Genomic DNA, 22474 nt, shown 5'->3' on the forward strand with positions numbered 1-22474 from the left:
CTCTCTCCTTTCTTAAAAAATAGATATCTCCTTCATTATAGAGTATTTTCAGGAAAGCGGAAACGGAGATTCTTTTGAAAAAAGTTTGAAAATTTGCAAGCTAAAATCTACTCAAATTTCTGACCTTCTAACGGATACTTTAGGCATCCGAATCTTACCGCACTGTCTCACATCACCTCTCCAGCGTTTCCCTTCCTTCTTCTGTATAAAGCTCGGCAATCTTAACCACCTTCGACTCTCCGGCAAATTCGATTTCCAACGACTCTTCCCCCGTCAACTGAATCGTCTTCCCATTTTGATCCACAATGGTATCCTCATCAAGGAATTGAAATCCCCAATGTGCCCCCGTCTTGTTTCGAGTTTCAAAAGGTTTCGTCCGCCATTTTACCGGCTGAATTTTATTCCATTCATAAGTTTCCTTCCCGTTTTCATCCGTAGAATAGGCTCCACCCCAGATCTCTATATAGTAGGAATCATCCGTCGGCAGAAATTCTATCGTCACGAAATCACCGATTTTACTACAAGCAATCTTCACATCCTCTGCGCTCGCCTGCGTTCCAGTTCCATATAATGACTCATATAGGGTTCCTAGAATTCCCACTGTAAGCAATACAGCAAATACGGCAATTACAATTCTTTTCCTGGTTTCTCTCTCAATCTTTTTAAGTGGATGAATCTCTTTTTTGATCTCCTCTTTGCTCTTTTCAACATAACGCTCTGAAGCTACCGCTCCCTTCATTGCCTGAAAGTAAGCCCTGCATGTTTCACACTCTTCTAAATGTTCTTCTACTGCCTGATTGCTTTCTTCGCTGGTCAGCCCATCCATATAACTTGGCAGTAAATCTCCCAATTAATTTCACATGATTTCCTTCGCCGTCTCATCCAGTACATGTACCTTTCTAAACAGCTCTATCTTTTCTTCCTTCAGTGTCAGATATTCGTCCGGAGGAAGTTCACTTACCGGTATCTGATCCGTCAGTTCACTGGTTCCTCTCTTACTCCGGCGTTCCATCTCCCGATACCAGAGATGCTTTGCAATCTGACAAAGCCACGTGGATACCTTACAGCTTCCATCATATTTCTTTGACGTACGCACCGCCTGATAGAACGTCTCCTATGTCAGTTCTTCTGCCATCTCCTCTTCATAACACAAAGACAGAAGAAACTTGTACACCATTTGTGCTTATTCCCGGTATGCCTCATCCATATCCAACACTTTCTTCACCTCCTCGCTTTACCGGAATGTACTTATATATCCGTGAAAGGTCAGGTTTGTTACAATATTTCGTGAAAATTTATGAAAAATCTGCATTCTCCTCCCGTTCATACAGGAATCTTACGTAATTATAGACTTCTGCAAAATCAATCTCACACTCTCCATCCCAGATAGCAACCGGAACTTTCGCTTCAAAGCTGTAAATTGTCGGGTAGTTTTCCGCTTCAAAATCATAGACCAGCACCCTTTTCTGATCCGGATCTAGCATCCAATACTCCCGTACTCCCGCATTCATATATTTATTCAGCTTCGTCACCATGTCTTTCTTCCTGGTAGCTTTGGACAAGATTTCCATCACAAAATCCGGCGCTCCATACACGCATCTTCGAATCACCTTATCCCGGTCGCACACGATCACAATATCCGGCTGAACCATCGTCTTCTGATCGCAGTCAAGCTGCACATCTATGGGTGAGACGATGGGCAGGCACTTCCCGTTTTTTCCTGCTGTATATTCCAAAAATTTTGCATAAATAAAACCATTCATTAACTGATGAACTGATGTCGGCACAGACATCTCGTATATCACGCCGTCAATCAGTTCCACCCTCTGTTCATCCGGCAATGCATAATAGTCATCCAGTGTGTATTCTCCCTGACGCTTCTGACCATAAGCTGTGCATTCCTCCCTCATAACTAAGCGTTCTTGTGCCCAGGCGCCATACTGATACCCCACCGGCTCTTCCCGTCTCCTTAATACCTTCTCAAGCGCCTGCATCGTCTGATATCGCGGCGCCATTGTCTTTCCCCCAAAAATCTTCTGTATCGTTCCAAGAGGAATCCCTGATAATTCTGCCACCTGCTCATTGGTATAACCCAGTTCCCGCTTGCGTTCCTTCATTTCTTGAATTGTCATAGTCCGTCCTCCTCTTTTTCTTTTATCAAATCCAATTATAACACTTTTTAAGCCGTTTTCAAACCGTTAAAGCCTAATTCAATCCATTTTTTATCCCTTTCCTTTTCATTTTCCACTGTACTTTTCTCCCGAAATAGATTATGATAATAAAAATGAGTTTTTTAGCAGAAAGGATATTAAAATATATGTGGATTGCAGATAATTGGAACGATTATGAAGTCATAGACTGCAGCAAAGGAGAGAAGCTGGAACGGTGGGGTGACTATATTCTTGTACGTCCCGATCCGCAGGTAATCTGGGATACTCCGAAGCGCAACCGAAACTGGAAACATATGAATGGACATTACCACCGCAGCAAAAAAGGCGGCGGTGAATGGGAATTCTTCGATCTTCCAGAGCAGTGGCAGATTCATTACAAGGAATTAACCTTTAACCTGAAGCCATTTAGTTTCAAGCATACTGGTCTTTTTCCTGAGCAGGCTGCCAACTGGGACTGGTTCTCTGAGAAAATCAGAAATGCCGGACGTCCGATCAAGGTACTGAACCTGTTCGCCTACACCGGAGGCGCCACCTTAGCTGCCGCTGCTGCCGGCGCAAGCGTCACCCATGTAGACGCTTCCAAAGGAATGGTCTCCTGGGCCAAAGAAAATGCAGCATCCTCCGGATTATCCGACCGACCGATTCGCTGGCTCGTGGATGACTGCGTCAAATTCGTAGAACGGGAAATCCGTCGCGGCAACCACTACGATGCCATTATCATGGACCCGCCTTCCTACGGAAGAGGCCCGAAAGGCGAAATTTGGAAAATCGAGGATGCGATTCATCCGCTGATCAAATTGTGCACGAAGATTTTATCTGAAAAACCGCTGTTTTTCCTAGTAAACTCTTACACTACCGGTCTGGCTCCAGCTGTTTTAACTTACATGATCGGCACCGAATTAAAGCATTATAACGGTCACGTAGAATCCCAGGAAATCGGTCTTCCCGTCACAGATTCAGGGCTGATCCTTCCATGCGGAGCTTCCGGACGCTGGGAAGCAGATAACTAATTCTTTCTTTTGTGACTTTGTCACAGAAAAAGAAGCGCTCGTCACGTATGATGGGATACAGATAAAGCATTTAGACAGTAGCGGTCAGGTATGTAAGATAGCATTGCCGCACAATCAATGTACAAAGCTGATTAATCATACATAAAGTGTTAACAATAAAGTTAAATCACACAAGGAGGTAGCTTATGAGTAGATTTTTTAAAGATACACAGTCACAAAATATTTTTCAGGAATTCATAACAGTTGCTGATACAACTGCTGTACCTGAATTAACAGAATTGACTGCTAATACAACAGATGCCGCACAGGAAAAACATGTTCCTGTCGTAACGATAAAGGAAAACCTTATTGAGGTATCTGTCGGCTCCGTCGCTCACCCTATGCTGGAAGAGCATTATATCACCGGCATCTACATTGAGACGAAATACGGATTCCAGTTCAAGAAACTGGCGCCGGGAGACGAACCGAAAGCTGAATTTCTTCTCACCGATGGAGATGAATTCATTGCAGCTTACGAATACTGTAATCTTCACGGATTATGGAAAAAAGATAATAATTAAAAAACAAATTTATATGAATCAAGGAGGAACCAAACTATGAAAAAATATTTATGTGAACCATGCGGATATGTATATGATCCTGAATTAGGCGATCCAGATGGCGGAATCGAGCCAGGAACTGCTTTTGAAGATATTCCGGATGACTGGGTATGCCCAATCTGTGGAATGGGAAAAGAAGTATTCGTAGTAGAAGAGTAAAACAAAAATGCGGCAGGAATTTAGCCTGCCGCATTTTTTACGCCTTTATTCAAGTTATCCCCTTTTCTCCAACAATTCGATCACATCAAACAGAGAATCACATCGCCGATACGCAAGCTTTCGGATTTCCTCATCCGGCTCCACAAGATCTGGAACCACAATCGGAATCAGTCCCGCCCCATATGCTGAACGAATCCCTGCCGGTGCATCCTCCAGCGCAAGGCTTCTCTTAGGATCACTTTCTACTGTCTTGCACGCCCTTTGATAGATCTCCGGATCCGGTTTTGCATGCTGCACCATATCTCCATAGACGAATCCGTCAAAAAATCCGTCAATCCCTGCATTTTTTAAATTTCCATACGCATAATCTTTGCTGGAAGAAGTTGCCACTGCCATCCGGTATCCCTTATCTTTTCCACACCAAAGCAGCTCTTTGACTCCCGGTTTCATAGGAAGCCCCTCCGCTTCCACAATCTCATAAAATCTTTTTCTGGTTTGCACACAGAACTCCTCAAAAGGAAATTCTGCACCAATCGCTTCTGTAAAATATGCAAGCCTTCCCGCTCGGTTCATCCCAAGAGTACGGTAGATATGATTTCCCACATAAGAAAAGCCAAGCCGCTCTCCCACATCATTCCAAGATCTTTGCACAATCCGCTCCGAATCAAACAAAAGCCCGTCCATATCAAAAATAATTGCTTCTATCTGCTCCAGCCTTCCTGTCATCTCTTCTTCCTCCTATATCTATTTACGAATGCCGCGTAGCGATCTCCAAGCCATCCCACAAACATTGTCAGATAACGAAGAACCGGCTCTGTCGCAATGGAAAAGACCACGAACAGCATAATACACTTTGGTGACATCCCTGTAATCGCAAATAATTCCGGAAGGAAAATACTGCAGGCTAAAATTCCTGCGATACAGCCGCCCCACACGATTCCTCGCAGCCAGTTCATCGGCTGACAGATCCGATACAGAATCATAAATCCCACAATTGCAAGAAGCATCGTAGCTGCCGTGGAAATATCGGTTCCATTAACTTCGAAAGTTCTTCCGAACACCACCAGCGCACCGACTGCCAGTACGTCTGTCAATCCAGCCGGGAGTGCTTTCAATATCACATTCGTCAAGAAATGCCCTTCAATCCGTTCTTTATTTGGCTGAAGCGCCAGGAAGAATGCCGGAACACCAATCGTAAACATACTAATCAAAGATACCTGAGACGGCTCCAACGGATAAGTAATCATAAATGCAACAGAAAACAGCGCTAACAGGAAAGAAAAAATGTTCTTTACCAGAAACAGACTCGCCGACCGCTGGATATTATTTACGACTCTTCGGCCTTCCAAAACCACCGATGGCATGCAGGCAAAGTTAGAATCCATCAGCACTACCTGGGAAGCCTGCACTGCCGCGTCGCTTCCTGATGCCATAGCGACACTGCAGTCCGCATCTTTTAGCGCCAGCACATCATTGACACCATCTCCCGTCATGGCAACCGTGTTCCCTTGCTGCTGAAGCGCCTGCACCAGCTGCCTTTTCTGCGCCGGTGTCACACGGCCAAATACGGTATACCTGGCTGCTGCCGCAAAGATTTCTTCTTCCGTCCGAAGAGACGTTGCATCCACATATGACTCCGCATTCTGAATGCCCGCCTCCTTCGCCACTTCCGATACGGTCAGCGGATTATCCCCGGAAATAACTTTCACTTCCACTCCTTGTTCCTTGAAATATGAGAAAGTCTCGGGCGCTTCTTTCCGAACCGGATTTGCCAGCAGAATATAACCAAGAGGAAGAACCTTCCCTGTCAGCGGCTTCCCGTCGGGCTCTGCATCATAACTTCCAAAAACCAACACCCGATATCCACACCCTGCAAATTTTGAAATTTCCGCCTCATATTTTGGATAATCCTCCCGGAGTACAAACTCTGGCGCACCTGCCACATAAGCTCCCTTCTCCAGAACGACTGCACTATATTTTACCGCTGAGGTAAATGGGATCACACGAATCAGCTTCGCTCCTGTTCCCTCTCGGAAACATTCCTTCATCGCCTTCATAGTAATGTTATCATCACTCATGGCGCTCACCAGATCACCAACCATCTTCTCCAGCTTTGGCATGGTCTCTTTCTCATAGTGCTCTGTCGGAATCAACTTCTTCACACACATTGCATTTTCCGTAATCGTTCCCGTCTTATCCACGCACAGCACATTGACCCGCGCCAACGTCTCAATACTCTTCATATCGTGCAGCAGCACCTTTTTGCTCGCCAACCGCATAGAACTGACTGCCAAAGCAACACTGGCCAGCAGATACAGACCTTCCGGAATCATTCCGATCACCGCCGCCACCATAAAAACAATACTGGAGCGGAAGCCCTCATGGTTAAAGAAGAAGCTTTGCACAAACAGCACGATTCCAATTGGAATCAGCGCAATTCCCACGAATTTTACCAATTTATCCAAAGAGCGGATCATTTCTGACTGCTCCTTCTTCTGCATAGATTTTGCTTCCAGCGTCAGCTGTGAAATATAAGAGTCCGGCCCCACCGCTTCCAGCTTTGCACGACATTCTCCGGAAACCACGAAGCTTCCCGACATCAAATGATCGCCCGGCTTCTTGACAATCTCATCCGCCTCTCCAGTCAGGAGCGACTCATTTACCCTCACTTCTCCAAACACCACTTCTGCATCCGCACAAATCTGATTCCCGGCATGAAAAATCACAATATCATCCAGCACCAGATCTTCCGAATCTACCCAAGACGCCCTGCCACTTCGCACGACATGTGCCTGAGGAGCATTCAGCATGTTCAACTTTGCCAGTACATTCTTCGCCCGAATCTCCTGAACGATTCCAATCAAAGTGTTGATTATAATCACCGGAAGAAAAGTCAGATTTCGAAAGGAGCCTACCAGACATAAAAGGACTGCCAGCACTGCAAATATCAGGTTGAAATAGGTAAATACATTTTCATGGATAATCTCTTTGGTCGTCTGCGTCGGCGGTTCTACAGATATATTGGTCCATCCACCTTCGCGGTGTTCCCGTACCTGTGCCTCTCTTAACCCTTCCCTATAATCTGGATGATACCGTCTTACAGGGATTCTCTCTTCTTCCCATTTCTCCTGTTGCTCCTGTCCGGCCGTCTTTTTTACAGCCTTTCTGCCTCTGCGTCTCATGCTATCCGCCTCCTTTAGTTGTATGAAAATGATATTTGACGCTTCTTTCTTCCCCGGTTATAATCTTTCATAGAAAGCATTTAATCCGAAGAAGGAGTGAACTATTATGAATTTTAATCAACTTGCAATGCTGCAGAAAGTCAAAGAATGTGTAGATCGCTTTCGCGCAAATCATCCAAAATTCCCACTATTTCTAAAAGCAGTCTCGCAGAATGCCCTCAAAGAAGGAACCATTATCGAATGGAATGTCACAACACCTAACGGCGAAAATTACTGCTCTAACTTAAAGCTGACTGCCGATGACATGGAACTTATGGAATATCTGAAGACGCTGATGAATCAGTCGAATTAGTCTTCTTACCAGATGTTTTTCCAACACGCATAATTGCGTGTTCCGGGCAATTTTTGATACAGTCGCCACAGCGGATACATTCCCTGTGGTTCGGCTGTTCCCACACTTTAATGTCCATCTTACATACTCTCTGACATTTCCCACACTTCGTGCAATGTTCTTCATCTACCTGATATCGATAAACAGCCACAGGATTAAACAGGCTGTAAACAGCGCCTAACGGGCAAATATATTTGCAGAACGGCCGATATACCATCAAGCAAAGCAGCAGAAGTACGAGTAGAATCCCCGATTTCCATAAAAACAAAGCTCCGGCCGCATCACGAAGCGATTCATTCATAGCCAATAACGGAATTCCTGCCCCAAGTGTTCCACTTGGGCAAATATATTTGCAAAACCAGGGACTTCCCTGGCCGATAAAATCCACTACCAGGAGCGGAAGCAGAATCACAAACACAACTAAAATCACATATTTGACCCACACCAAAACTTTGTGCCCCGGTAAATTCTTTCTCTTCTTAAAAAATGGAATCTTATACAGCAAATCCTGCACCAATCCAAACGGACACAGCCATCCGCAGATCAAACGTCCAAACAAGGAACCAAACAGCATCAAAAAACCAAGCACATAAAAAGAAAACCGGTAATTACGACTTCCCAATACCGCCTGCAAAGACCCAATTGGACAAGAGCCAAGAGCACCCGGACAAGAATAACAATTCAGCCCCGGCATACATGCCGCTTTTAATGGTCCTCGGTAAATTTGCCCTGTCATATATCCATAGAGATATCCATTGGAGACTGCCGCAAATACAATCTGCACCCAGATTCTTGCATGTTCCTTTATATTTCTCATCAGCTTCTTCATCGTTTTATCCTATTCCAATACATTCCAGACAGATATTAACCGCCTTCACAAGCACTTCCTGCGCTTCTCCACGAACGGCACCAATAACAATGCACAGAGCTGCCACTCCCAGCAGCCCTGTGCGAATCCATCCGGTTTGTCTTTCCTTTCCTGTTCTCATAACCGGTTCTCCTCTTTCTTTATAACAGCTCTGTAATAGTTCTATAATAACTCCATAACAGCTTTTACAGCAGCTGATCAATAATCTCTGCCCAGGCTGCTTTATCTCTTGCCCCGGCATACGCCTTGTCTACAAATTCTCCTTCTTTATTTACAAACACAGTCGTTGGATAGGCACTAATCCGGTTCAAAATTCCAAGCTGGAGTCCCGGTGACGCAACGATGTGCGTATAATCAGCTCCCGTCTCTTCGATAATCACAGCAGCCGTCTCATTTCCTGCCTCTCCCACATCACCAATCAGCCCTATAATCTGAACTCCTTTATCCTGATACTCCTCGCTTAACTGAGCCAAATCCGGCATCTCCTGAATGCATGGACCACAAAATGTTGCCCAGATATTTACCATGGTAAGATCTGCCTGTTGGAAAATCTCTTCCGTCACCTTCTCACCATCCAATGTCTCCGACTCAAATGCACCGAATCCATCCTTCTTTTCATCGCCAGTTTCCTCTTGGTTTTCCACAGTCTGTCCACTGTTTTCTGCTTCTTTTCCACACGCCGTTGTGGAAAATACTAGCGCCAGACACCCTAGACCTACGATAATCGCTCTTCTTTTCCTCATTATTCATCTCCTGTTCACGTTTTGTGGATTCATTGGGGACAGGGTAATTTTCATTGGGGACGTGTACTTTTTCAAAAAACTCCGTCCCCGATTAAACGCCTGCCTTCTTACAGATATCTGCCACGCAGCACCGATCGCAATGAGGTGTGGTTCTCGCCGTGCAGACATCCCTTCCATGATATACCAACCGATGGCAGAAATCGCTTCCTTCCTCCGGCGGAATTAATTTCCATAACTCCATCTCTACCTTCTTCGGATCCTTGATTCCGTCCACCAGGCCCATTCGGTTCACCAAACGAATGCAATGTGTGTCTGTTACAATTGCCGGCTGCCCGAAGACGTCTCCCATAATCAAGTTAGCGCTCTTTCTTCCGACCCCCGGGAGTGCCAGAAGCTTCTGAAAATCATCCGGCACCTTTCCGTCATATTCTTCCTGCAGAATCTTCATGCAGGCGCTGATATCACGCGCCTTGCTTCTTCCAAGCCCACAAGGCTTCACAATTGCCTCTATATCTTCCGGCGCTGCTGCCGCAAGAGACGCTACATCCGGATACTTCTCATACAATTTTTCTACAACTACATTCACTCTGGCATCGGTACATTGCGCTGCCAGCCGGACACTAACCAAAAGCTTCCAAGCCTGATCATAATCCAGCGTACAGCCAGCATCTGGATACTCTTTTTTCAGACGTTCAATAATTTGCAGCGCCAGCTTTTGTTTCTTAGTCTGTCTCGCCATCTGCTTGTTCCTTTCCACTTGGTTTCCAGTTCTTTTAAATTTCAATCAATTCGTATTCCTGAGTTCCCAAGCCAATCTTTTCCGCATGCTCCAGGCATACTTTCCAGTCTGTCGTTGGTGCAGAATCAATAAAGTGATCATGGTGTACATGTGGCATCTGATCCAACTGGCTTCCCGCAATAATTGGCTGACGATTCACTGCATCTGCACATGCACGGTCTAAAGCCACTGGGTCAAAGGATGCAAACATTCCCACATCCGGAACGATCGGAATATCATTTTCTGCATGACAGTCACAATTCGGAGATACATCAATTACCAAACTGATGTGGAAATGCGGCCGATCCTTTACAACCGCAAGACTGTACTCTGCAATCTTTTTATTCAAAATATCATTGGATTCATCACTTGCCGCACAGACTGCATCTTTTGGACAAACACCAATACATCTTCCACAGCCCACACATTTGTCGTGATCAATGGACGCTTTCCCGGAAGTAATCACCGGCGCATCATGCGCACAGATCTTCACACAATTATAACATCCAATACAATCTTCCTGATTTACAAATGGCTTTCCTGCACTGTGCATCTCCATCTTTCCAGCTCTTGATCCGCATCCCATACCGATATTCTTAAGAGCACCGCCAAATCCCGTTGACTCATGTCCCTTAAAATGATTCAATGTAATGAATACGTCTGCATCCATAACTGCACGTCCAATCTTGGCCTCTTTCACATATTCCCCGTCAATCGGCACCAGTTCTTCATCAGTTCCTTTCAATCCGTCTGCAATAATCACATGACATCCTGTTGAAAATGGTGAAAATCCATTCTTATATGCAGATTCCAGATGATCCAGCGCATTTTTACGTCCTCCTACATACAGCGTATTACAATCGGTCAAAAATGGTTTTCCCCCCAGCTCTTTCACCATATCCACTACAACCGCTGCATAGTTCGGGCGCAGAAATGCCAGATTTCCCGGCTCTCCAAAATGCATCTTAATTGCCGCATACTTATTTTCAAAATCAATCTCCCCGATTCCTGCCGTCTTAATCAAACGTTTCAATTTCTGTGGAAGATTCTCGTGAAACGATGCTTTCATTGTTGTATAATATACTTTTGATTTCTCCATAATTCTTATCCTCCTGTAATTCCTTTTCCATATTTTTTATCATAACATATTTGTCACAATTTCGGCTATTGCTTTATTGCTGCAGTCTCAATTATTGTTTTATCAACTGAATATTCAAATCCGTCTCTCCCTCAATGCCATCCACTGCACCCTGATTGGTATACTGCCAAAATTCAAATCGATAAGGGGTCTGAGGTTTGAGCTCGTAATCCGCATACCAGATCGGGTATTCTTCCAACACCTTCAAATCCAGTTCATACGCTTCCCACAGCATATTGCTGTAAATTGCCGGCTGATAATCTGCTTCCTTGATCTTCTGACAGAACACTGCCGTATTTTTCGTAAATTGTTCTCCGGACACATTGTCTGTTCGCGCCTCATCATCAAGAATACTCTCCGGATCATAGACCACCGGAAGCTGAAGCTGATACCCGGCCAACTGCTGAAGCACCAGATCCGCCTCTTCCTCCGCCTCTGCTTCATTGACTGCCTGAGCAAAGAAATACACACCAACGTCTATTCCCACACTCTGCGCCTCTACAATATTCTGATGAAACATAGCGTCAGTACAAAGCCGCCCTGCCTCCCCATATCCCCGGTATCCTACCCGAATAAATGCGAAATCATAACCAACTGCTTTCACCTTTTCCCAATCAATCTCTCCCTGATGCTCGGAAACATCAACACCAAGCCGATAAGTGTAACGCTCATCTCCCGTATAGAAAAGTTGATAGCCGTCATGTAAGAATCCATCCAAATTATACGTATGCTTTTCAATTTCCGGTCGGATCTCCACCTCATAAGGCTGCCCATAGACATCGACAAAATGAAGAATCTCTGGCTTCTTTTCACTACTCTTGTCTGTACTTTCTTCTGTAACTTCCTGCTTTTCTTTCTTTTCCTGTCCCTTCTTCTCTTCCGATCCTCCCTCACAGCCTGGCAACATAACTGCTGCCGTCAAGATACCAACAGCCGCCACATATTTTCCTCTAACCATTCGATGCCTCCTTATCCTTTTTTAATCTCCCTCTCATTTCTTTCCACAATTATAACATAAAAAAGACCTGCCCACATCAGTTTTCCTGATGCAGACAGGTCTTTCTTCTACTTACGATCTTTTGTATTCTTATATCCTGCCATTAAGCCGAACAAGATTCCCCCAACCCCGATTACCGCAAACAAGATTGAGAATACAATCATCATCGTCTGTTCACTTCCGGACGTAACGGATATCTGTTTGAACATCTGATAGGACAGGTAGGCAAGGTAAAATCCTGCCATTGCATAGATTGCCGGTCTGGCTTTATTCTTCCAAGCGCTATTGTCTGTTGGCTGTTCTTCCGGCTCCATCATTTCATCTTCTTCCGTACGAACCGTTTCTTCCAGCTCTTCCTTCTGCTGTTCTTCCATATCCGCTTCTCCCTTCTGTTTTGTTTTGGCTCTTAATTATTTACGAACCAGGTACTTTCTCATATCGATCGCACAAGCAACGAGGATGATCAGACCCTTAATAACATACTGTAAGCTCTGGTTAATTGCCAGGAACTGTAATGCTACGAAGATAATTCTTAAGATAAATACTCCCATTACAACTCCACGGATTTTACCAGTACCACCTACGAAAGATACACCACCGATAACGCAGGCTGCAATGGCATCACACTCGTAGTTCAGACCAGTATTTGCCTGGTTAGAACCAATACGTGCAGACTCGATAAATCCTGTGATTGCATACATAGCACCAGCAAGTGTATGTACTAAAATAATTGTCTTTGCTACGTTAACACCAGATACGTTTGCTGCTTCTGGGTTAGAACCTACTGCAAACATGTTCTTACCGAATGCAGTCTTATTCCAGATAAACCACATCAGTGCTACGATAAAGCAAGCGTACCATACATAGTTTGGAATCGGAACTCCACTGATCTTGATTACACTTCCTGTTACAAAATCCTTAAATGACTGGTCAAGTCCTGATAAAGGCTGTCCGTTATTTCCATTAATCATAATGAACATTAACAGAACTCCATATACGATCAACTGTGTAGCAAGTGTTACGATAAATGGATGTAACTTAAAGTGTGCTACGAAGAATCCGTTTACAAGACCTACAACCGCACCAACTGCAACTACTACTAAAATAACCAACGGAATCGGAACTACCCCAAGTTCTGGGAAGATCTTTGTCGGGTAATCAGCTGCCTGCAAAAGAGCTGCTGCGATACATGCTGTAAGCCCAACTACACGACCTGCTGAAAGGTCTGTTCCTGTAAGTACGATACATCCAGCGATACCTACTGCGATCGGAATATTTGCCGCAGAAAGGGAAATAATATTTACAATAGATGCTGGTGTAGTAAAGTTCGGATTCTGTACTGCCGTATAAATAATCGCAATAATAATCAATACATACAGTGCATTATTGAGTGCGAACTCTTTCCAATAATTTCTTTTATCTTTGGCGTCTAATGCCTGGAAATCAGCGTAACGTCTTTTTAAATTTTCAACTGTTTTCATTTAAAACCGGCCTCCTCTATACATATTTTGCCGCAAGGGTCATAATTTCTTCCTGAGTAGCTGTCTTTGCATCTACTTCACCTGCCAAACGTCCTCCTGACATAACCAGAATTCTGTCGCAGATTCCCAAGAGCTCAGGCATCTCAGATGATACTACCATAACAACTTTATCCTTGTTTGCCAGATCAAGAATCAACTGGTAAATCTCATACTTTGCACCAACGTCGATACCTCTGGTAGGCTCATCCAGAAGCAGAACTTCCGGTTCAGTCAAAAGCCATCTTCCAAGGATAACCTTCTGCTGGTTACCACCTGACAGAGAACGAATCTTTGTTTCCTGCGTAGGTGTTTTAGTTCTCATCGCATCGATGGACCATTTTGTATCTGCCTTCATGGACTTTTCGCTTAAGTAAAGTCCGGCTTTTTTATGTTTTTTAAGGCTTGAAATAACTGTATTCTCACGGATACTCAAAATTCCAAAGATACCCGTTGCCCGTCTTTCCTCTGTCAACAGGGCAAATCCATTCTTGATGGACTCCCTAGCGTTACGATTCTTAACGACCTTGCCATCCAGTTTGATGACACCTTCTTTTCTCGTAGCGATTCCAAAAATATTCTCAAGCGTTTCTGTACGTCCGCTTCCGTCAAGGCCTGCTATACCGACAATCTCGCCCTTTCTGACATTGAAAGATACATCTTTGAGCATAGAATACTGAGCAGTCAGATGCTCTACTTCCAATGCAACCTCTCCCGGTTTATTGGTTTTTGGTGGGAACTGATTCGTCAGCTCACGTCCTACCATCAGACGAATGATATCATCCATAGACAAATCATCTGCTGGTTCTGTTGCAACCCAAGTACCGTCACGCATGATTGTAATCTCATCAGAAATACGTTTGATCTCTGCCATCTTATGTGATATATAGATAATACCGCATCCACGGTCTCTTAGCATATTAATGATTCTAAATAAATGTTCTACTTCTTCTTCTGTCAGTGAGGAAGTAGGTTCGTCAAATACAATAATTTTTGAATTAAATGAAACTGCTTTTGCAATCTCTACCATCTGTCTCTGTGACACTGGCATTGTGCTCATTACACGTTTTGGATCTACATCAATTTCCAGTTCTTTAAACACGTCAAGAGTATCTTGATAGATCTTTCTTTCGTTTACCATGACCCCGCCAACTTTTGGATAACGTCCAAGCCAGATATTATCCATAACGTTACGCTTTAATGCCTGGTTCAGTTCCTGGTGCACCATTGCCACACCGTTCTCCAGCGCTTCTTTAGAATTCTTGAAGTTTACTTCTTTTCCTTCTAATTTAATCGTTCCGCCATCTTTGTTATACATCCCAAACAGGCACTTCATCAATGTGGATTTACCGGCACCGTTCTCGCCCATAAGTGCGTGTACGGTTCCTCTCTTTACAGTCAGAGAAACATTATCTAAAGCCTTTACTCCTGGGAATTCTTTACTGATATTACTCATCTGTAAAAGAACTTCCTGTCCCATGACCATTCCTCCATTCATCTTACTTCCAAAGAAAAGCAGTCCCCAATCTTCTGGCGACTGCCCTTCTTTATTAACATTTTACAAGTTTTTTATTATTTTTCTTCACCTGTGTAGATTCCGTATGGAATGTAGATCTTCTTCTCAACTTTTTCAGACTTGTTGTAATCGTCTGTTCCGTCTAATAAGTCTTTTCCATCACCTACGTTCTGGGAAAGAAGTGCGATACATTCTGCCATACCTTCTGCATCCTGCTTGATTGTTCCAACCATTTTGCCATCAGCGATCAGTTTCTTAGCAGAATCTGTAGCGTCTACACCAAATACAGGGATTGTCTTCTCTGGATCTCCAGTGTTGTAACCCTTGTCATTCAGAGCTGCAACTGCTCCCTCAGCCATTCCGTCGTTGTTACAGATGATCAGCTCGATCATGTTGTTGTTTCCTTCGTTGTACTGAGAAAGGTTTGTTGTCATGTAGTTGTTAGCTGCTGTAGCACTCCAGTTACCATCCTGGTCAACCTGGTACTTATCTGTGTTAGCTGAATCGAAGAACTCTAATGCTGGCTTTCCAGCTTCTTCCAACTTCTTATCAGCATCTTCTACTGCATACTGTGTACGGTAGATAGCTTCAACGTTTCCTAACTGTCCCATGAACATAGCGTAAGAGATCTTTCCGTCTCCGTTCAGGTCAACTTTGTCGTAGTTCTCTACAACGTAGTCACCGATCATTTCGCCCTGCATATGTCCAGCTTCCGGAGCGTCTGTTCCTACGAATGCACATTTGTCATATGTATTCAGAACTACACCTTCTTCTCCTTCAGAATCCTCAACTGCACGGTTGAAGAAGATAACTGGGATATCTGCTGCTTTTGCTTTGTCGATGATCTGTGTAGAAGCATCGTTAGAACCAGAAGTAACAATGTTAACGATCAGCAGGTTAGCACCTGTCTGGATTGCTGTATCAATCTGCTCGTTCTGTGTTGTCTGGTTGCTGTTTCCATCGTAATCCTGATATTTAACACCCATCTCGTCAAGCTTCTTATCAAGAGCTGTACGAACAGATGAAATGTAAGTATCAGAGTATGTGTAGTAGAATACACCTACGTTCAGATCTGATTCCTTCTTATCTCCAGATCCGCCTTTGCTGTCTTCCTTTCCTCCGCATCCGACAGCCATTGCTGCTACCATTGCTACGCAAAGTAACACTGCAATAATTTTCTTTTTCATAATGTACCTCCTTTTGACATTTGATTTACACTTAGTATAGCATCAGAGCCTGTCCAAACCCATAGGATAATCTCAGAAAAATGTTCAAAATAATACTCTACCTGGTTTCTTCAAATGTAAATAACATACGTTGGCATGCTTCGCTGTACATGTTCTCCTTCACCACAAGCTGTGTCTCGGTATCGATCTCCTTCTCCGTGATCGCATATCCATTCAAAACTTTGTAAGCGCTTTCTACTCCTATATATCCCATGGCGTAAGGATTCTGAACGATCAGCGCATCGACTTCCCCGCTTTCCAGCATATCTACCGAAATCACATTGCTGTCAAATGCCACAACCCGAATCCTGTCTCCCGCCTTTAACTCCTGAATCGCGTATCCTACTCCTAGGCTCGTCCACTCATTAAATGTTACTAATACATTAATCTCCGGATGCTCTTCTAACATCCGAAGCGTAGCGGATTTTGCCGAGTCAATCGTAGACCTCGCATTCACAGATTCCACAATAGTTGCACGCTCATCTTTTTTCAAAGTGTCCGTCATCCCCTGTTCTCTGGTCTGTCCATTTTCAGACACTTTGTCAAAATTAACAACTCCGACATAAATCTTGTCTTCCTCTCCAGCCAAAGCTGCCTCGCCCGCCATCTGCCCCGCCTCATAATTGTCGGTTCCGATTCTGCACTCCACCCGGTTGCTATTGACATCGCTGTCAATCACGATGATCTTCACGCCTTTTTGAGCCGCTGCATTAATGGCATCTGCATTTTCTTCATAATCAATCGCTGAAAAAATAATAGCATCTGCCCCATCTGCCACAGCCTCTTCAATCATATCATTCTGGGTCTGATAGTCCTCTTCATTCTTAGGTCCTATCGTCATCAAATCCATATTATATTCTGTACTAGCTGCATTTGCTCCTGAAAATACAGACTTCCAGAACTCTGATTCCGTTGATTTAGCAATCAAGACAACCTTTTTTTTACGATCTGACTCCAATGCCTTCCCCTTTTTTAGGAAGCCCATTCCTCCACAGCCTGCTAACAGCCCTACACAAAGCGCAAGCACAAGACCAACGCTTACCAGCTTATATTTTCTTCTATTTGCCATCGCTTTCCCTCTCTGTTACTTTCGGCATCCGAATGGTCACGCGGGTTCCCTCGTCCAGTTCACTGGTAATAGAAAGACCATATTCTTCTCCAAAGTATATTTTAATTCTGTCATTTACGTTTTTGATTCCGATACCGGTTCGGTCTCCCCGCTCTTTTTTCATAATTTCCTGACACTGTTCTTCTGTCATTCCCACACCGTTGTCTTCTACTGCCAGAATAATGTCGTCCTGATCCTGATGCACTTCAATTAGAATCTCTCCTTCATCTACCATACGGTTAATTCCGTGATAAATTGCATTTTCTATAATCGGCTGAAGTGTAATCTTATTACAAAGGTAGCCTAAACATTCTTCATCCACATCAAAATGATAGGTAAACTGATTCTTATACCTGAATTTTTGAATTCTCAAATAACTCTCTGCATGCTGAATCTCTTTTTCTATCGTAATCAATTCATGCCCTTTACTGATACTGATTCGGAAAAGCTTTGCAAGTGACGTTACCATGTCTTCTGCATCCTGACTTCTGCCATCTTCACACAGCCATGCAATCGCATCCAATGTATTATATAGAAAGTGCGGATTGATCTGTGCCTGCAGCGCTTTTAACTCTGTCTTTCTAAGTGTAATCTCTTCCCGCCTTACTTTTTCCATCAACTTCTGAATCCGAACGACCATATGTTCAAAAGATCTGGATAATTCCACAATTTCTTCTGTTCCGCCTACTTGCTGATACGTATAATTTTCTGCATTCTTCTCGAATGACCGCATTGCCTGCGTCAGCTTTTTTACCGGTTTTGCAAAAATATTGGAAATCAAAATTCCAACAAACAGCGTACCAATCAATACAATAATCAAAATCAGAATCAACAGCAGCACCATATCTTCTACCTTATTGGTCACCATCTCATCTACGTAACAAACGCCTACAATGCGCCACTTACTTTCTGACAGTGTCCGGGTTGTATAAATTGCTTCTTCCCCATATTCGACTCCATCTTCGCCTCTGGCGTTCTCCTTCTTCAATCCGGAATAGATCAGCTGCTGCTGTGGATGATAGACAATATTGCCGTCGGTATCTTCAATATAACAATATCCATGAGCGCCAATTCCTACATCGTCCACATAATTCGCAATATTGGAAAATCGAATATCCATTGCCACCTTAATCTTCTGATCATCCGCATCCTGAATAATCTGAGAAATGGTAACTACCCAAGGGTAATATTGTTTAAACAGGGTTGCCACATGTGGTTTACTGATATGCATCCTTCCGTCATCCGGGACTTTAACATCCGATAAATTCTGATAACAGTTCGGTTTCATGGTTTCCCCACTGGACCAGCACTCCATCAGTTCTCCCTCTTCATTATAAGTAGTAACCGCCACAACATCTTCCCGGATCTCTACCAAATCCTGAATAAACTCACCCGGATTGGTACCCTGAAGCTGGAAACTGGTACGAATCGTTCCCAACACTTCTTCCATATCTCGTGTGTAGGATTCTACCATATTTTGTACCTGTACCACCGATTGCTCGCTGCTGGTTACCGCATTTCGCTCTACGCCTTTTCTGTAAATCTGCGTGAATACCAAAATAGTAATAATAGAAGTCAGAAGCACTATAGCCGCCACCAGCAAGGTAAAAATCAACGATAAGGACAAGCCCCTTTTTTCTTTTTCAGCCTTTTTTATCATGCCATTCCCTTTTCCTTCCTGCATTGGTTCGGAGACATCCCTGTTGCCTTCTTAAAACAATAGCTGAAATAATGCTGATCTCGATAGCCGCATTCTTCTGTGATCTCTCGAATTTTCTTCGCAGTGCACGTTAACAGTTCCGTTGCCTTTTCAATTCGGCGCGCCGTCAAGATTTCCACAAAGGTATGTCCTGTAGTCTTCTTAATCAAAGCGCTCAAATAATTGGGGCTGACCGCAATCTCTGCACTGACACTGACAATTGACAGTTCCGGATCTGAATAATGCGTCTCAATTAATTTCAATGCCCGTTCACAGAGTACTTCCCCACTCTTCTTTCTCTGTTCGGAAATCAGCTCTTTTGCGCCAATACACAACGAAATATATTTTTCATAAGAGTCCATGATCTGTTCCACCAGATTATGGCTTGTCAATTGGAAATTCTCCTGCAGATGTTCCACTGCCCCCTCTCCAGCAACTGTATAAAGCACCTTATAAGTTGCCGCTGTCATCTGCGTCAACAGAAAATCGGCCACTGCCGGAGCAATTTCCCCGGACGCTATTTTAACGGTAAAATCCTGCAAAAATCCTCTGATTTCTTCCGTACTTCCGCCTCGAAGCAGCTCTTCCATCTGACTGATGGTATTTTCCGTAATATCCTGACTGACGTAGCCTCCTCTTTCCTCATCCGCAATAAAATGCACGTTGCTTTCTCTCTGCCTTGAATAGCTTAATGCATCCATTGCCTCCAGATAACATTCTCTGCATTCTGCCAGACAATCTGTACTTCTGCTGACTCCCACAGTTCCTTGCATCTTTATAATTCTGGCTACGCTCTGTACAATCTCGTCTACAATAATATGGAGATACTTCTGAAACCCGCCTTCTGTTGCAGACAAAATCGATACCACTCTTCCTGGCATATAGCAGCTGACAGAACGAACATATTTTTTCAAAATCATGTCGATTGCCTGAACACTTGCACGTGTCGTATGATCCTTTCCCTGATCTGAAATACTGGTCACCATGACCACATATCGATACACTTCCGGATCACTGCTTCCTAGAAGCCCGCAGCTTAATGCATTCCGCCGCAGTTCTTCTTTCACTTCTTCTGTAACTTTCCCCTGATATCCTTCTAAAAGAAGCGGAAGCATGAATTCTGACTTGTCCAGACGATCCTGAACGGATTCCTTCGACGCGAATTCTTCAAACTTCCGGTCAATGATCTCTTTGATATTCTTCAGTTCTTCTTCTAATTCCTGTGATGAAATCGGCTTCAACATATAGCTGATAATATTATACTGAATCGCCTGCTGCGCATAGGAGAAATCATCAAACCCACTTAAAAATGCAATCTGCACCGTCGGCCGAATCTCTCTTACCTGACGCGCAAGCTCAATTCCTGACATAAACGGCATCCGAATATCCGTAAGCAATAGATCAGGCTCAAGCTTTTCAACCAACTCCAACGCTTCCACACCATTTTCCGCATCACCTACTACCCGAAATCCCAGCTCTTCCCATCTTACTTTCTTAATAATTCCTCTGCGGATTTCCTCTTCATCATCCGCAACAACAACTGTATACATTCTATTTCCCCTTTACTTCCTGTATCCTCTGTAAACTGATACCATCTACAGTTCTGTTCTTATTATACCCACTCCTTTCAGTAGTGGCAATCACTTTCGTATACTGGAATATCTTTCCCTTAAGGAACCCTTAAGAAATTTCAGTTTTCTTTAAGGAAATTAACATACTTTAGACACATTTCCCATGTATACTTTAAGACAGATAGTTGAAGAACACATCAACTATCTCCCCCCTCATAAAAGTAACGCATCTGGTTTTCCAGATGCCGCACTTTACTCTCATTCCTTTAGATAACTATAAAACAACGAAACCCGTTAGCCGAAAGGTTAGCGGGTTTTCGCTGTATATGCATATTAATTTATAAATCAAGTCTCATATAAATAGAGGTATCCATAGGACTATCGTTGTAACTTTCAATCTCATAAAGACCAAATTTTTTATAGATATGTATTACACTTTCCAAAAATGGAAGTGTATCTAACAGCATATGAGAATACCCTATTTCCTTTATTTCTTCAGGAATTTCTGTATTTGCCTTAACTGCATAAAGAAGTGCTAAAAAACCAGACGCTTCTTGTCTTACAGCATATATCCACTCTACTCTTTTATCAGTAACATATTGCATATTGCACATTTCGATTCTTTTTCAATTCTTTTCCTCTCAAACAAAATTGAATTATGTTTCCTGCATTATTTTATGATAATGCTGTCATCAAGCACTCCCTTTGATAGAATAAATCAAGGCACTACATGAGAATGGTAGGCGGTTAGTCCTTCAACAGGGGGACTGAACCCTCTGATTACATAGAAATCCTGCTTACAGGAAATCTGGGAAAGGAGGGCTTGACTTATGAGTGATTTTGAGTTGCTCTCCATCGTACTAATGATACTCAGTATCGTTGTAACGATTCTGATTGCATATATAAATCAATCAAAAAAGTAACCGCCCCTCGCCCAAGGATGACGGTTACTTTTTTAGTAATTAAATAATTGGGACTAACCAACTATCAGTAGTGCCTTATTTACATCTTTATTTTAGCAAAAGACCTTTGAATTGTCAAATTCAACATTTTAAAAGAGTTTCTGTTCGTGGACAGTTTGCAATAACATTTTATAACACTCTCCACAAAAAAAGAGTTGATACGACACCCCTTAGGATCTTGTATCAACTCCTTCTATTTTACGCTTCTATTATCAGAATCTGTTCCAGCTTATACCAGCTCGATCAGAACCTCCATAGCTGCATCACCTTTACGCTGGCCAATCTTAACGATTCTTGTGTAACCACCGTTGCGGTTCTCGTACTTCGGTGCGATCTCATCGAATAATTTTGCAACCAGATCTACCTGTTTTGTACCTTTTTTCTTACCAGCCTGTGCTGCTGGAACTTCCTTTACAGGATAGAGAACCTTCAGCATCTCACGACGAGCGTGCAATCTGCTTGGCATATCTTTCTTAATTGTCTTTTCAACTTCATCGTATACAGTAACTTTTTTACCATCTACAACTTCTTTTACTCTCTTGCCATCTTTGTCCTTGCGGGCAACTTTAGCCTTTACAGTAACCTCTTCAAAGTTGTCTTTTTCTTTTACTGCCATAGCGATCAGGCCTTCAGCGATCTTGCGGATCTCTTTTGCCTTAGCTTCTGTGGTAACGATCTTTCCGTTGTTCAGAAGTGCTGTTACCTGGTTTCTTAATAATGCTTTTCTCTGGCTTGATGTTCTGCCGAGCTTTCTATACTTTGCCATTTCTTTTATCCTCCACTTTTCACACTTGGTTATGCTTCTTCGGGCTTACTAGCCAAATGCCTCCACTGCGCAC

Annotated in this window: 24 protein-coding genes; 4 read left to right on the top strand and 20 right to left on the bottom strand. The window is 43.4% G+C overall.

The window, feature by feature from the left end; translation table 11 throughout:
* Positions 1 to 172: 172 nt before the first annotated feature.
* The 3 genes from WKT00_RS06155 to WKT00_RS06165 form a co-directional block, all read right to left on the bottom strand.
* Positions 173 to 850, bottom strand: coding sequence for a zf-HC2 domain-containing protein (locus WKT00_RS06155; protein WP_340261954.1), 678 nt, complete (start codon positions 848 to 850; stop codon positions 173 to 175).
* 6 nt (positions 851 to 856) lie between these two features.
* A complete protein-coding gene (locus WKT00_RS06160; protein WP_101694920.1) occupies positions 857 to 1096 on the bottom strand; it encodes an RNA polymerase sigma factor in 240 nt (79 codons plus the stop codon).
* A 199-nt stretch (positions 1097 to 1295) separates the two neighbouring features.
* Positions 1296 to 2132: a Uma2 family endonuclease gene (locus tag WKT00_RS06165; RefSeq protein WP_101694921.1), complete on the bottom strand. Its 837-nt coding sequence runs from the start codon at positions 2130 to 2132 to the stop codon at positions 1296 to 1298.
* Positions 2133 to 2317: 185 nt separating this feature from the next.
* Between WKT00_RS06165 and WKT00_RS06170 the strand changes: the two genes are divergently transcribed.
* The 3 genes from WKT00_RS06170 (at position 2318) to rd (ending at position 3939) form a co-directional block, all read left to right on the top strand.
* On the top strand, positions 2318 to 3181 hold the full coding sequence (locus WKT00_RS06170; protein ID WP_101694922.1) for a class I SAM-dependent methyltransferase: 864 nt from the start codon (positions 2318 to 2320) through the stop codon (positions 3179 to 3181).
* Positions 3182 to 3366: 185 nt separating this feature from the next.
* Positions 3367 to 3741, top strand: a complete 375-nt coding sequence (locus WKT00_RS06175; RefSeq protein ID WP_101694923.1) for a desulfoferrodoxin family protein — start codon at positions 3367 to 3369, stop codon at positions 3739 to 3741.
* 36 nt (positions 3742 to 3777) lie between these two features.
* Positions 3778 to 3939, top strand: coding sequence for a rubredoxin (gene rd / locus WKT00_RS06180; RefSeq protein WP_101694924.1), 162 nt, complete (start codon positions 3778 to 3780; stop codon positions 3937 to 3939).
* 54 nt (positions 3940 to 3993) lie between these two features.
* Here rd and WKT00_RS06185 read toward each other — a convergent pair whose 3' ends face one another.
* Entirely contained in the window at positions 3994 to 4665 is a 672-nt protein-coding gene (locus WKT00_RS06185; RefSeq protein ID WP_101694925.1) for an HAD family hydrolase, read from the bottom strand.
* Complete coding sequence (locus tag WKT00_RS06190; protein WP_101694926.1) at positions 4662 to 7121, bottom strand: cation-translocating P-type ATPase; 2460 nt, start codon at positions 7119 to 7121, stop codon at positions 4662 to 4664. The genes WKT00_RS06185 and WKT00_RS06190 overlap by 4 nt, the downstream gene beginning before the upstream one ends.
* Positions 7122 to 7227: 106 nt before the next feature.
* On the opposite strand from WKT00_RS06190, the gene WKT00_RS06195 reads away from it, so the two are divergent.
* Positions 7228 to 7473 (top strand): hypothetical protein, encoded by a 246-nt coding sequence (locus tag WKT00_RS06195; protein ID WP_101694927.1) that lies wholly within the window; start codon positions 7228 to 7230, stop codon positions 7471 to 7473.
* Here WKT00_RS06195 and WKT00_RS06200 read toward each other — a convergent pair.
* The 15 genes from WKT00_RS06200 to WKT00_RS06270 form a co-directional block, all read right to left on the bottom strand.
* Entirely contained in the window at positions 7433 to 8341 is a 909-nt protein-coding gene (locus WKT00_RS06200; protein WP_101694928.1) for a 4Fe-4S binding protein, read from the bottom strand. The genes WKT00_RS06195 and WKT00_RS06200 overlap by 41 nt on opposite strands.
* 4 nt (positions 8342 to 8345) lie before the next feature.
* Entirely contained in the window at positions 8346 to 8501 is a 156-nt protein-coding gene (locus tag WKT00_RS06205; RefSeq protein WP_173814590.1) for a CD1871A family CXXC motif-containing protein, read from the bottom strand.
* Positions 8502 to 8565: 64 nt separating this feature from the next.
* Complete coding sequence (locus tag WKT00_RS06210; protein ID WP_101694929.1) at positions 8566 to 9123, bottom strand: TlpA family protein disulfide reductase; 558 nt, start codon at positions 9121 to 9123, stop codon at positions 8566 to 8568.
* A gap of 91 nt (positions 9124 to 9214) precedes the next feature.
* Positions 9215 to 9862, bottom strand: a complete 648-nt coding sequence (locus WKT00_RS06215; RefSeq protein ID WP_340261967.1) for an endonuclease III domain-containing protein — start codon at positions 9860 to 9862, stop codon at positions 9215 to 9217.
* Positions 9863 to 9896: 34 nt separating this feature from the next.
* Positions 9897 to 11000, bottom strand: coding sequence for a DUF362 domain-containing protein (locus WKT00_RS06220; protein WP_101694930.1), 1104 nt, complete (start codon positions 10998 to 11000; stop codon positions 9897 to 9899).
* 91 nt (positions 11001 to 11091) lie between these two features.
* Positions 11092 to 11997, bottom strand: a complete 906-nt coding sequence (locus tag WKT00_RS06225) for a glycoside hydrolase family 25 protein (protein WP_340261971.1) — start codon at positions 11995 to 11997, stop codon at positions 11092 to 11094.
* A 107-nt stretch (positions 11998 to 12104) separates the two neighbouring features.
* Positions 12105 to 12410, bottom strand: a complete 306-nt coding sequence (locus WKT00_RS06230; protein WP_242962647.1) for a hypothetical protein — start codon at positions 12408 to 12410, stop codon at positions 12105 to 12107.
* Between the two features lie 36 nt (positions 12411 to 12446).
* Entirely contained in the window at positions 12447 to 13517 is a 1071-nt protein-coding gene (locus tag WKT00_RS06235; protein WP_101694932.1) for a galactose/methyl galactoside ABC transporter permease MglC, read from the bottom strand.
* A 16-nt stretch (positions 13518 to 13533) separates the two neighbouring features.
* Positions 13534 to 15033 (bottom strand): sugar ABC transporter ATP-binding protein, encoded by a 1500-nt coding sequence (locus WKT00_RS06240; protein WP_101694933.1) that lies wholly within the window; start codon positions 15031 to 15033, stop codon positions 13534 to 13536.
* Positions 15034 to 15125: 92 nt separating this feature from the next.
* Positions 15126 to 16256 (bottom strand): galactose ABC transporter substrate-binding protein, encoded by a 1131-nt coding sequence (locus WKT00_RS06245; protein WP_101694934.1) that lies wholly within the window; start codon positions 16254 to 16256, stop codon positions 15126 to 15128.
* Between the two features lie 97 nt (positions 16257 to 16353).
* Entirely contained in the window at positions 16354 to 17364 is a 1011-nt protein-coding gene (locus WKT00_RS06250; RefSeq protein ID WP_101694935.1) for a substrate-binding domain-containing protein, read from the bottom strand.
* On the bottom strand, positions 17354 to 19063 hold the full coding sequence (locus WKT00_RS06255) for a cache domain-containing sensor histidine kinase (protein ID WP_101695319.1): 1710 nt from the start codon (positions 19061 to 19063) through the stop codon (positions 17354 to 17356). Before WKT00_RS06255 ends, WKT00_RS06250 begins: the two co-directional genes overlap by 11 nt.
* On the bottom strand, positions 19060 to 20652 hold the full coding sequence (locus tag WKT00_RS06260) for a response regulator transcription factor (RefSeq protein ID WP_173814594.1): 1593 nt from the start codon (positions 20650 to 20652) through the stop codon (positions 19060 to 19062). Before WKT00_RS06260 ends, WKT00_RS06255 begins: the two co-directional genes overlap by 4 nt.
* A gap of 359 nt (positions 20653 to 21011) precedes the next feature.
* Positions 21012 to 21278, bottom strand: a complete 267-nt coding sequence (locus WKT00_RS06265; RefSeq protein WP_242962648.1) for a hypothetical protein — start codon at positions 21276 to 21278, stop codon at positions 21012 to 21014.
* Between the two features lie 586 nt (positions 21279 to 21864).
* Positions 21865 to 22401: a bL17 family ribosomal protein gene (locus WKT00_RS06270; protein WP_101694937.1), complete on the bottom strand. Its 537-nt coding sequence runs from the start codon at positions 22399 to 22401 to the stop codon at positions 21865 to 21867.
* Positions 22402 to 22474: the final 73 nt, after the last annotated feature.

This window comes from Dorea sp. ICN-14282 (assembly GCF_037890115.1).
GTDB lineage: Bacteria > Bacillota > Clostridia > Lachnospirales > Lachnospiraceae > Dorea_B > Dorea_B phocaeensis.